At 73.9% G+C, this 11,152-nt stretch carries 9 protein-coding genes and 1 pseudogene; 9 read left to right on the plus strand and 1 reads right to left on the minus strand.

Translation table 11 applies throughout. The annotated features are described in order from the left end of the window. Positions 1-5: 5 nt before the first annotated feature. Genes ACW9J6_RS15570 through ACW9J6_RS15585 form a run of 4 tightly spaced genes read left to right on the plus strand, consistent with a single transcriptional unit; the run spans position 6 to position 3,072 of the window. A complete protein-coding gene (locus ACW9J6_RS15570) occupies positions 6-575 on the plus strand; it encodes a gene transfer agent family protein (protein ID WP_457117392.1) in 570 nt (189 codons plus the stop codon). Further along, positions 559-1,551, plus strand: coding sequence for a hypothetical protein (locus tag ACW9J6_RS15575; protein WP_457117393.1), 993 nt, complete (start codon positions 559-561; stop codon positions 1,549-1,551). The genes ACW9J6_RS15570 and ACW9J6_RS15575 overlap by 17 nt, the downstream gene beginning before the upstream one ends. Position 1,552: 1 nt before the next feature. Then, a complete protein-coding gene (locus ACW9J6_RS15580; protein ID WP_457117394.1) occupies positions 1,553-2,188 on the plus strand; it encodes a phage distal tail protein, Rcc01695 family in 636 nt (211 codons plus the stop codon). Continuing rightward, on the plus strand, positions 2,185-3,072 hold the full coding sequence (locus ACW9J6_RS15585) for a DUF2163 domain-containing protein (protein WP_457117395.1): 888 nt from the start codon (positions 2,185-2,187) through the stop codon (positions 3,070-3,072). Before ACW9J6_RS15580 ends, ACW9J6_RS15585 begins: the two co-directional genes overlap by 4 nt. A 75-nt stretch (positions 3,073-3,147) precedes the next feature. Here the strand turns inward: ACW9J6_RS15585 and ACW9J6_RS15590 are convergent, their stop codons facing one another. After that, positions 3,148-4,140: an ABC transporter substrate-binding protein gene (locus tag ACW9J6_RS15590; protein ID WP_457117396.1), complete on the minus strand. Its 993-nt coding sequence runs from the start codon at positions 4,138-4,140 to the stop codon at positions 3,148-3,150. 152 nt (positions 4,141-4,292) lie between these two features. Between ACW9J6_RS15590 and ACW9J6_RS15595 the strand changes: the two genes are divergently transcribed. The 5 genes and pseudogenes from ACW9J6_RS15595 to ACW9J6_RS15615 all read left to right on the plus strand — a co-directional run. Further along, positions 4,293-4,775: an NlpC/P60 family protein gene (locus ACW9J6_RS15595; protein WP_457117397.1), complete on the plus strand. Its 483-nt coding sequence runs from the start codon at positions 4,293-4,295 to the stop codon at positions 4,773-4,775. Then, on the plus strand, positions 4,772-8,683 hold the full coding sequence (locus tag ACW9J6_RS15600; RefSeq protein ID WP_457115759.1) for a baseplate multidomain protein megatron: 3,912 nt from the start codon (positions 4,772-4,774) through the stop codon (positions 8,681-8,683). Before ACW9J6_RS15595 ends, ACW9J6_RS15600 begins: the two co-directional genes overlap by 4 nt. Then, the gene (locus ACW9J6_RS15605; protein ID WP_457115758.1) at positions 8,676-10,316 is read left to right on the plus strand and encodes a DUF2793 domain-containing protein; all 1,641 of its coding nucleotides are present in this window, start codon (positions 8,676-8,678) and stop codon (positions 10,314-10,316) included. The genes ACW9J6_RS15600 and ACW9J6_RS15605 overlap by 8 nt, the downstream gene beginning before the upstream one ends. A 7-nt stretch (positions 10,317-10,323) precedes the next feature. Continuing rightward, the gene (locus tag ACW9J6_RS15610) at positions 10,324-10,683 is read left to right on the plus strand and encodes a hypothetical protein (RefSeq protein ID WP_457117398.1); all 360 of its coding nucleotides are present in this window, start codon (positions 10,324-10,326) and stop codon (positions 10,681-10,683) included. Between the two features lie 139 nt (positions 10,684-10,822). Beyond that, positions 10,823-11,152, plus strand: a pseudogene (locus ACW9J6_RS15615) (hypothetical protein); the annotation flags it as partial.

Raw genomic sequence — 11,152 nt, forward strand, 5'->3', positions numbered from 1 at the left:
CGCCCGTGAGCCGCGACGGCCATGTCGACCTCGCGCTCGGGGGCGCGGTCCGACGCCTGCGCCTCGCCCTCGGCGACCTCGAAGCGCTCCAGGAGGCGACCGGGCTCGGCCCCGCCGACCTCCTGGGACGGATCCGCGACGGGCGGGCCTACCGCTTCCGGGACCTCGCCCACGTGCTGCGCGCCGCCCTGATCGGCGGCGGCGCGGGCGTCGCCGAGGCCCACGCGCTCGCCGCGCGCCTCGACGGGCTGCCCTGCCTCGCCGTCATCGCGGCGGCCACGCTCGCCCTCGGGGCGGGGCTCGACGGGGTGCCGGACGAGGCGGTCGGGCGCGGCGCATCCCCGGCGCCCGACCGCCCGGACGGCCGCATGGCCTTCGCGCCCTTCTACGAGGCCGCCGCCGCCATGGGCCTGCCCGCCGCCGACCTGCGCCGCATGAGCCTCTGGCAGTTCGCCGCCTATCTCGACGGCTTCAACCGCGCGCGGGGCGGGGCCGAGGCGCCGACGCCCCAGGAGGAGGACGCCCTCTGGGCCTGGATCGAACCGGAGGGCGCCGCGCATGCCGACCGAGCTTGACCGTCTCACCGTCGCCCTCGACGTCGATCTCGACGGCTACGCGCGCGACCTCGACCGCGCCGCGCCGCTGGCCGAGCGCGCCCTCGGCGAGACCGAGAAGACCGTCGCGGCGAGCGCCGCCCGCATGCAGGCCGCCATGGCCAAGGCCGGGGAGGGGGTCCGCGCCGAGATCGCCCGGATGGGGGCGGCGGGGGCCGGCCCGGCCTCTCCCGGTGCCGCCGGCCCGGCTTCGGCCTCGCCCTCCACCGTCTCCGACGACGCCTTCGGCAGCGAGGTCGCGCGCCTGACCAAGCGCGCCGGCCTCCTGCGGGTCGAGGCCGAGACGATCGACCAATCCGCGGGGGCCGCCGCAAAGGCCGAGGCCGCCTTCCGCCTGCTCGACGCGGCCAAGCAGGCGGACCTCGCGCTCACGCCCGAACTCGCCGCAAAGGTCGAGACGGTCGCGGCGGCCTACGGCGCGGCCGCCGAGCAGGCCGAGACCGCCGAGCGGGCGCAGCGCGCCTTCCAGCAGGCCGCCCGCGACCTCGGCGCCTCCCTGTCCGACGCGCTCAAGGGCGCCCTCCTCAACGGCGAGAGGCTCGGCACCGTGCTGTCGCGCCTCGCCACCTCGCTCGCGGGGCGCAGCATCGACCGCTCCGTGGAGGCGGTGTTCGGCCGGGACGGGGTGGCGGGCGACCTCCTCGGGCAGGCCGCCAAGGGCCTCGGCCTCGACCTCAACCCGACCGGCCGCGCCGCGGGCGGCCCGGTGGCGCCGGGCGTCGCCTACACGGTCGGCGAGCGGGGCCGCGAAACCTTCGTGCCCCTCCAGCCCGGCCGCATCCTGCCGGCCGCGGGTGCCGCCCCGGCTCCGGCCGCGCGGCCGGTCCAGGTGAGCGTGGTGGTGCAGACGCAAGACGCCCCGAGCTTCGCCCGCGCCGAGGCGCAGGTCACGGCGGCCCTCGCCCGCGCGGTTCAGCGCGGCCTGAAGGGGGCGTGACGTGGCCGCCCCCTTCCACGAGGTGCGCTTCCCGCTCGCCCTCTCCTACGGCTCCCGCGGCGGACCCGAGCGGCGCACCGAGATCGTCACGCTCGGCTCCGGCGACGAGGAGCGGAACAGCCTCTGGCGCCATTCCCGCCGCGCCTACAATGCCGGCCCGGCACTCCGCCGCGCCGAGGACATCGCGACGCTCATCGCCTTCTTCGAGGAGCGCCGCGGCCCCCTCTACGGCTTCCGCTGGCGCGACACCTTCGACCATTCCTCCGGTCCCTTCGGCCGCGACCCCGCCGCCACCGACCAGATCCTCGGCACCGGCGACGGCACCACCACGGTCTTCCCGCTCGCCAAGACCTACGGGGCCGCCTTCGCGCCGTACCTGCGCCCGATCGTCAAGCCGGTCGCCGGCTCGGTGCGGGTCGCGGTGGCGGGGGCCGAACTCCCGCCCTCCGGCTTTTCCGTCGACCCCACCACCGGCCGCGTCACGCTCGCTCGGGCGCCGGCTTCGGGGGCGGCGGTGACGGCGGGGTTCCTGTTCGACGTGCCGGTGCGCTTCGCCACCGACCGCCTGGAGATCGACCACCAGGCGGTGCTCGCCGGCATCGTCGCCGACATTCCGATCCTGGAGCTGCGCCGGTGAGACCGCTTTCCCCCGCGCTGGCCGCGCGCCTCGCCTCGGGCGTCACGACCCTGTGCCGCTGCTGGATCCTGACCCGCGCCGACGGGGTGCGACTCGGCTTCACCGACCACGACGAGGACGTCCCATGCGACGGCGTGCTCTGCGCCGCCGGGACCGGCGCCACCGGTTCGGCCCTGGAGCAGAATGCCGGGCTCAGCCCGGACTCGGGTGAGATCATGGGGGCGCTGACCTCCGGGCGGCTGGCGGAGGGCGATCTGGCGCGGGGTCTCTACGACGGGGCGGCGGTGGCGGTGTGGTGGGTGGACTGGTCGGCACCGGCGGACGCGGTCCTGGTGCTGTCGGGCCACCTCGGCGAGGTCTCACGCGGGGCGTCGGGCTTCACCGCGGAGGTGCGGGGCCTCGCCGACCGCCTCGGCCAGCCGACCGGGCGGCTCTATCAGCGCAGCTGCGACGCGCTGTTCGGGGATGCCCGCTGCGGGATCGACGCCACCGCGCCGGCCTGCCGGGGCAGCGGGACGGTGGCGGCTGTGCGCTCCGCCCGCACGGTCCTCGCCATCGGGCTCGACACCTACGCGCCCGGCTGGTTCACCGCCGGACGGCTGGTCTGGACGGGTGGCGCCAATGCGGGGGCCGCGGTGGAGGTGCGGGCGCACGCGCGGACGGCGGGCGGCGCGCTCCTCGACCTGTGGGAGCCGGCGACGGCCGCGATGGCGGCGGGCGACGCGTTCACGGTGACGGCGGGCTGCGACCGGGCGCTGCCGACCTGCCGGGACAAGTTCGGCAACGTCGTCAACTTCCGCGGCTTCCCGGACCTGCCGGGCAACGACTACGCGGTGTCCTACAGCCGCGACGAGGCCGGCAACGACGGCGGGCGGCGCGGGTAGGGACGATGCCGGATCCACTTGCCCGCGGAACGGACCGCTATGGGTGGAAATTCGACTTGTGTAGTGGAATAGTGATTAGATTTGCTCGATTACTTCGTCCGCGCGGGCGAGCATCGCTAGCGGTACGATAAGGTCGATTGATTTTGCTGTTTTGGCGTTGATGATCAATTCCACCTTCGTCGGCCCCTGCACCGGAAGGTCTCCCGGTTTTTCGCCCTTCAGGATACGATCGACGTAAGTGGCCGAGTTGCGATAGAGGTCAGCTGTATCCGGACCATACGACATCAGACCGCCCGCAGCCACATGGGAACGGCTCCAGTAGATCGCGGGCAATTTACGATTTTTTGCCAGATTTATGATCAGATCTCGATGTACAGTCGAGAAAGTTGCGGCTGTAATGATCAATCCACCGCTGCCTTCATCGGTAAAAGAACCGACGCCGCGCTCGATGTCTTCTGCGCCGTGAACGGCGATCGAACTCGGTTCAATCGACAGCGACTGTGCGGTCGCTTCGAATGACCGCTTGAATCCCTTGAAGTTGTGATTGACGGGATCGCCCAGCATCGCAACACGTGTCAGACGCGGCGACATTTCCTTGAGCAAACCGAGCCACTTTCCTCCGATATCGTACTCAAAGGGCGTAAAGCCGGTCATATTACCCGACGGTTGTGCCAGACTGGTGACCAGACCTCCGGCGACAGGATCCGTGACGTTGATGAAGACGACTGGTACTGTCGCGGTTGTGTCGCGTAAGGCCAGCGCCGGCTCCGTCCCGATTGCCAAGATCAACGCCGGGGAAATGCTGACAAGCTCTTTCGCCAGGGACCGCGCCCGCTCGATGTTCCCCCGTGCCCATCGATAATCGATCTCGATGTTTTTCCCTTCGATCCAGCCGAGTTGCTGGAGTCCGGCGCTAAACGCTCCGGCGTGTTTTGTGACCTGGATGTCCCCCTCGGTACCTCCGAACAGGACGCCGATCCGGCGCATCCGTCCGTCCGTCTGTGCTTTTGCGATGAGCGGCCATGCGGCCGCACCGTTGGCAAGGGCCAAAAACTCACGTCGCCGCATTCCAGTCTCCACAAACGGTATACGGGATTCTAACCGTCCAAACCTTGCACTTGGAAGACGTCGGACGCGGCAGCCTGGGATTCATCGGTGCCGCCGATGCCACACTTCATGCTCCGCTTTGTGTCGAAGCGGCCTCCTGAGATGACGCACGAATGGGAAGGTGTCTTCTGACGACCGGCATCGTCGCGCTCGCGCGCGGCTGGCTCGGCACGCCCTACCATCACCAGGCGGCCCTCAAGGGCGTCGGCTGCGACTGCCTCGGCCTCGTGCGCGGCGTCTACGCCGAACTCACCGGCCGTACGCCCGAGGCGCCGCCCCCGTATCGCCCGGGATGGGCCGAGGAGGGGGGCGGCGAGGCGTTGCGCGACGCCGCCCGCCGCCACCTCGCCGAGATCCCGCCCCGCGAGGCGCTGGCCGGCGACGTCCTGCTGTTCCGCTGGCGCGACGGCCTGCCCGCCAAGCACTGCGCCATCCTCACCGCGCCGCTCGCCGGACCCCGGCCCCGCATGATCCACGCCTATGACGGCCACGCCGTCCTGGAATGCGCCGTCCCGCCCGCTTGGGCGCGCCGCGTCGCCCACGCCTTCCGCTTCCCCAATCCCTCGCCGGACTCGCCGCCACCGCCAGCCCCATGAGCACCCTCGTCCTCTCCACCGCCGGCAAGGCTGCCGGCGCCGCTTTGGGCGGACCCCTCGGCGGGCTCCTCAGCGGCGTGGTCGGCGCGGGCCTCGGCGGCGTCCTCGACCGCGCCCTGTTCGGCGCCCGCCCCAAGCCGCAGGTCAACACCGGGCCGCGCCTCGCCGACCTCTACGTCACCGCCTCCACCGAGGGCGCCGCCATCGCGCGCGTCTACGGCCGCGTCCGCGTCGCCGGGCAGATCATCTGGGCCACCCGGCTCAAGGAGGAGCAGCACGTCGAGAAGGTGAGGACCAAGGGCGGCAAGGGTGCGCCCACGCAGAAGACCTACAATGTCACCTACACCTACTCGGTCAGCCTCGCCGTCGCCCTCTGCGAGGGGCCGATCACGGCGCTCGGCACCGTCTACGCCGACGGCAAGCCCATCCGCCTCTCCGACCACAATGTCCGCGTCTATCTCGGCGACGAGGCGCAGGGGCCCGACCCGAAGATCGAGGCGATCGAGGGCACCGGCAACGCCCCGGCCTACCGCGGGCTCGCCTACCTCGTCTTCGAGGACCTGGCCCTCACCGCCTTCGGCAACCGCGTGCCGGTCATCACCGCCGAGGTCACCCGCCGCCCGCCCCGCGCCGACGCCCGCCCGGCGCTCGAAGACCTCGTCACCGCCGTCACCCTGATCCCGGGCATGGGCGAGTTCGTCTACGCCACCGCCCCCGTGAAGGCCAACGACCGCGGCAGCCTCACCGGCCAGAACACCGTCTCCGGCGGGGTCGACCTGCTCAGGGCCCTCGACCAACTCCAGGAGCAGGCGCCCGCCTGCCGGCACGTCTCGCTGGTCGTGGCCTGGCACGGCACCGACCTGCGCCTCGGCTCCTGCCGCATCCTCCCCAAGGTCGAGACCCGGGCCAAGACCACCGACATCCCCTGGAGCGCCGGCGGCCTCACCCGGGCGCAGGCCGAGCTGGTCAGCCGCGACGCGCAGGGCCACCCGCTCGTCGGCGGGGCGCCCTCCGACCTCTCGGTGGTGCAGGCGATCGGCGAGTTGAAGCGGCGGGGGTTCGAGGTCACCCTCTACCCGTTCCTGATGATGGACGTGCCCGCCGGCAACGGCCTGCCCGACCCCTACGGCGGGGCGGAGCAGGCCGCCTTTCCCTGGCGGGGACGGATGACCTGCTTCCCGGCGATCGGCCGCCCGGGCAGCCCGGACAAGACCCCGGCCGCCGCCGACCAGGTCGCCGCCTTCTTCGGCAGCGTCACCCCGGCCGATCTCGCCTGGACCGGCAGCTCGGTCACCTGCGCCAAGCCGGAATGGAGCTTCCGCCGCTTCATCCTGCACTGCGCCCGGCTCGCGGCGGCGGCGGGCGGGGTGGACGCCTTCCTGATCGGCTCGGAGCTGGTCGGGCTGACCACGCTGCGCTCCGGCCCCGCCAGCTTCCCGGCCGTGGCGCAGCTGCGGGCGCTCGCGGCCGACGCCCGGGCGATCCTCGGGCCCGGCCCGGCGATCGGCTACGGGGCGGACTGGACCGAGTACGCCAACTACCGCCCGGCGGACGGCACCGGCGACGTGTTCTTCCCCCTCGACCCGCTCTGGGCGGATGCGAATATCGGCTTCGTCGGGATCGACAACTACATGCCGCTCGCCGACTGGCGCGACGGGCTCAATCACGCGGACGCGCAGCGTTACGCGAGCCCGTACGACCCGGCCTACCTCGCCGGGAACGTGGCGGGGGGCGAGCTCTACGACTGGTTCTACCCGACGCAGGCCGACCGCGACGCGCAGAACCGGGTGCCGATCCGCGACACCGCCCACGGCGAGGACTGGATCTTCCGCCTCAAGGACCTGCGCGGCTGGTGGGCGAACCCCCACCACGACCGGCCGGGCGGCGTGCGCCAGGCCGCCGCCACGGCCTGGGTGCCGCAGTCGAAGCCGATCCGCTTCACCGAGCTCGGCTGCCCGGCCGTCGACAAGGGCGCCAACCAGCCCAACGTCTTCGTCGACCCCAAGTCGTCGGAGTCCTTCCTGCCGTACTCCTCCACCGGCCGGCAGGATCTCGCCATGCAGCGCGCCTTCCTGGAAGCGGCGCTCGCCTATTGGAAGACATCGGACGGCAACCCGGTCTCGGCTGTGTACGGCACCCGGATGGTCGATCCGGAGCGGATCTTCCTGTGGACCTGGGACGCGCGGCCCTATCCCGAGTTCCCGCGCCAGTCGGGCGTGTGGAGCGACGCGCCCAACTACGCCCTCGGCCACTGGCTCAACGGCCGGCTCGGCCTGGCCAGCCTGCCCGACGTGGTGGCGGAGATCTGCCGGGAGGCCGGCGCGCCGGTGGACGTCTCGGAGCTGCGCGGCGTGGTCTCGGGCTACGCGCTCACCGAGGTCCAGGCCCCGCGCGACAGCCTCGCGCCCCTGCGCACCGCCTTCTTCTTCGACGGGGTCGAGAGCGGCGGGGCGCTCCGCTTCCTCCCGCTCGCCCGCGCGCCGGTGGCCCGCTTCACGGAGGCCGACCTCGTGGCGGCCGGGCAGGGGGCGGATTTCCGGCGCACGCGCAGCGAGGAGACCGCGCTGCCGGGCAGCGTGGCGCTCACCTACCTCGACCCGGCCCGCGCCTACCAGGGCGCCGCGGTCGAGGCGCGCCGGCTCTCCGGCCGGGCGGCCTCCGTGTCGCGGGTGAGCCTGCCGCTGTGCCTGGAGGAGGGGGCGGCGCGCGGGATCGCGCAGGCGCTGCTCTACCAGGCGCTGGTCGAGCGCGAGAGCGTCACCGCCAGCCTGCCGCCCTCGGCGCTGGCGCTGGAGGTCGGGGGCATTCTGACGCTCGACCTCGCCGGAGCGGAGGTCGAGGTGCGCCTCACCCGCCTCGGGCTGGAGGCGGGCCGGCCGTTCAGCGCGGTGCGGGCGGATGCGGGCGTGTTCGCCTACCGGGACGGCACCGCCACCGGCCGCGCGCCGGAGCCGCCGCCGACGCTGGGCGTGGGGCTGTTCCGCATCCTCGACCTGCCGCTGCTGAGTTCCCAGGCGGTGCCGCACGCGCCGTACTTCGCGGCCTACACGCTGCCCTGGTCGCCCGTGAGCGTGCTGCGGGCGCTCGCGGGCGGGGCGCCGGAGGCGGACGCGCTGGTCCAAGCCCGCTCGGTCATCGGCGCGCTCACCGCCGACCTCTATCCCGGCCCGACCGGCCGCTGGGACCGGGTCAACGCCGTGTACGTCCAGGTGCCGCCCGGGGCGGAACTGGTCTCGGCCTCGGAGCTCGACGTGCTGAACGGCGCCAACGCGGCCGCGCTGCTGACCCCCTCGGGGGAGTGGGAGGTGCTGCAGTGGAGCACCGCCACCCTGCTCGGGGCGGGCCGCTACCGGCTGACCGGGCTGCTGCGCGGCCAGCTCGGCACCGAGTTCGCCATGGGCGCGCCCACGCCCGCCGGGGCTCCCTTCGTGGTGCTCTCCGACGCGCTGGTGCAGTCGGGCATGCCGGCCTCGGCCCGGGCGCTGCCGCAGGTGTTCACCTGGGGCCCGGCCGCCCGCCCGCCGGAGGATCCCGCCTACGCTTCCGCCGCCGTGACGGTGGTGGGGATGGGCCTGCGCCCCTACGCGCCCGTGCAGCCCCGGCTGCGGCGGCAGGACAACGGCGACCTGGTGCTGAGCTGGATCCGCCGCACGCGGGTCGACGGCGACGCCTGGGAACAGGCCGAGGTGCCGCTCGCCGAGGAGGCGGAGGCCTACGCGGTCGACATCCTGGCCGCGGACGGCCGGGTGCTCCGCACGATCCAGGTGGCGAGCCCGCGCCTCACCTACGCGGCGGCCGACCAGGCGGCGGATCTCGGCGGCCCGGCGGTGCGGCTGTCGGTGGCGATCCACCAGCTCTCGCCGGCCTACGGCCGCGGCACCCCCCTGAGGACCACGCTCGATGTCTGACGCCACCCCCAACCTGGCGCTGCCGCTGCTGGCGGCCGCCCAGGCGCAGAAGCACGTCACCCACAACGAGGCGCTGACCGCGCTCGACACGCTGGTGCAGCTCGCGGTGCTGGACAAGGACCTCACGGGCCCGCCCGCCGCGGCGGCCGAGGGCGACCGCTACCTGATCGCCGGGGCAAGCCCGACCGGGGCCTGGAGCGGCTGGGCCGGGCGGGTGGTGCGCCGCCAGGACGGGCAGTGGGTCTCGGTCGTCCCCAGGCCCGGCTGGCTGGCCTACGTGCTCGACGAGGCCGACCTCTACGTCTACGCCGCCGGGTCCGGCACGGCCGGTGCCTGGGTGAGCCTGCGCAGCACGCTGACCGCGCTGCAGAACCTCGCCCGGCTCGGGATCGGGACCACGGCCGACGCCGCCACCCCCTTCGCGGCCAAGCTCAACGCGGCGCTCTGGGCGGCCCTGACCAAGGCCGAGGGCGGCAGCGGGGATCTCCGGTATACGCTCAACAAGGAGGCCTCCGGCAACACGCTCTCCCTGTTGTTCCAGACCGGCTGGTCGGGCCGGGCGGAGATCGGGCTCACCGGCGACGACGACCTGCACCTGAAGGTCTCGGCCGACGGCAGCGCCTGGACGGAGGCCCTGCGCCTCGACCGGGCGACCGGCGGGGCCGATTGGCGGGTCGCGGAGGTGAGTGCGGCCGCGGCCGCGACGGTGGACCTCGGGGCGCTGAACGCGCTGGCCGTGACGCTCACCGGCACGACCGCGATCACCAGCTTCGGGACGGCGCCGCGGCGGCTGCGGCTGCTGCGCTTCGCCTCGGCGCTCACGCTCACCCACGATCCGGGGACCCTGATCCTGCCGGGCGGGGCGAACCTCGTCACCGCGGCGGGCGACACGGCGCTCGTCACCTCGGACGCCTCGGGCGTCTGGACGGTGCGGGCCTATCAGCGCGCCTCCGGCAAGCCGCTCATCGGCCCGGCCGCGGCCGAGATCACCGACGGCACGACGACCGGCCGGGCGGTGCTCACGGCGGCCAGCGCGGCGGCGGGCGCGACGGCGCTGGGACTCGGCACCGGCAACAGCCCGACCTTCGCCGGGGCGGTCCTCGGCCCGACCACGGCCGCTTCCGGCGCCGCGGCCTCGGGCAGCAGCGCCGGCGCCCTCGTCCCCGCTGCTCTGCGCCTGTCCTCGGCCTACTCGGTCGGTGCCGGCTACCAGACGATCCTGTCCGCCCTCGCGCCCAACATGGCGACGGGCGAAGTCCTCAACTACCTGTTCGGCCAGGGATTGGGGGCCTACAATTCCGGATATCTCGGCTATGCCTACGGCGGCACCAATTCCCCCAACAGCTACGTGACGATCGGGCTCTACGCGAGCGACCGCATCCTCAACGTCGTCGCGAACGGCCGGGTGGGGATCGGCACGACCTCACCCGGGACGGTGCTCGACGTGGCCGGCCCGGTGCGGCCGGGCAGCTACACGGTGGCGACGGTGCCGGTCGGGGTGGCGGGGGCGCTGATCCACGTGAGCAACGCCCGCAAGGTGGGCGAGGCGGCGGGCGCCGGCACGGGGGTGCCGGCCTACTTCGCGGGCAATTCCTGGCGGCGGCTGTCGGATGACAGCCCGGTCGCGGCGTGAGGGCGTGATGAGCGAGACCTTCCTGTACGAGTTCCTGTATCGCGGGCGCGGCCCGGGCGCGGCGGAGCCGCCGGGCTGGCACGTGGTGCTGGCGCAGAGCGTGGCGCCGCCGGGCGGGGGTGCAGCGCAGACCGTGCTGAGCGGGGCGCTGACGCCCGCGCAGGCGGAGGCGGCGGGGTTCGGGCTGCCGGCGCTGCTCTCCGCGATCAACGCCGGCGTGATGGCCGAGCGCGACGCCAAGGCGGCGGCGCTCGCCGCAGCGGAGGCGGAGCGGGAGAGCCTGCGCCGGCAGCTGGCCACCGTGACGGCGGAACGCGACGCGCTGCGGGCGCCCGCGCCCGCCTCATCCGAGACCCCGGCGGCCTGACGCCCCGGCCTCCCGCCGCGGCGGGGACTGCCCGCGGCGCGGCCGATCGCACCGCCGTCCCGCGCGTCGCCCCGGGCCATCGCCCCGGCGGCCGGGCGGCGCGGCGCCATTCCCGACGTCCCCCACACCGGAGATCCGCATGGCACCGGCGCTCGATCGCGCGGGGTTCTTCGCGCGCGTCCGCACCGCCCCTTTCCCGGGGCACCTCACCGGCCCGCAGGTGGCCGGGCTCACCGCGCTCCTCGACGCGGCCCCGGCCGGGCTCTCGGCCGAGGCGCAGGCCTACGTGCTGGCGACCGCCTATCACGAGACGGCTGCCACGCTGCAGCCGGTCGAGGAGATCGGCCGGGGCCGGGGCAGGCCCTACGGCCTGACCGACCCGGCGACCGGGCAGGTCTATTACGGCCGCGGCTACGTGCAGCTGACCTGGAAGGCGAACTACGCCAAGGCGCAGGCCGCGCTGGGGCAG

The sequence above is a fragment of the Methylobacterium sp. JK268 genome (genome assembly GCF_054052225.1).

Coding starts and splice junctions, on each gene's coding strand:
- ACW9J6_RS15575 (WP_457117393.1), top strand. CDS start 559: ATGCCGACCGAGCTTGACCGTCTCACCGTCGCCCTCGACGTCGATCTC.
- ACW9J6_RS15610 (WP_457117398.1), top strand. CDS start 10,324: ATGAGCGAGACCTTCCTGTACGAGTTCCTGTATCGCGGGCGCGGCCCG.
- ACW9J6_RS15605 (WP_457115758.1), top strand. CDS start 8,676: ATGTCTGACGCCACCCCCAACCTGGCGCTGCCGCTGCTGGCGGCCGCC.
- ACW9J6_RS15600 (WP_457115759.1), top strand. CDS start 4,772: ATGAGCACCCTCGTCCTCTCCACCGCCGGCAAGGCTGCCGGCGCCGCT.
- ACW9J6_RS15595 (WP_457117397.1), top strand. CDS start 4,293: ATGGGAAGGTGTCTTCTGACGACCGGCATCGTCGCGCTCGCGCGCGGC.
- ACW9J6_RS15590 (WP_457117396.1), bottom strand. CDS start 4,140: ATGCGGCGACGTGAGTTTTTGGCCCTTGCCAACGGTGCGGCCGCATGG.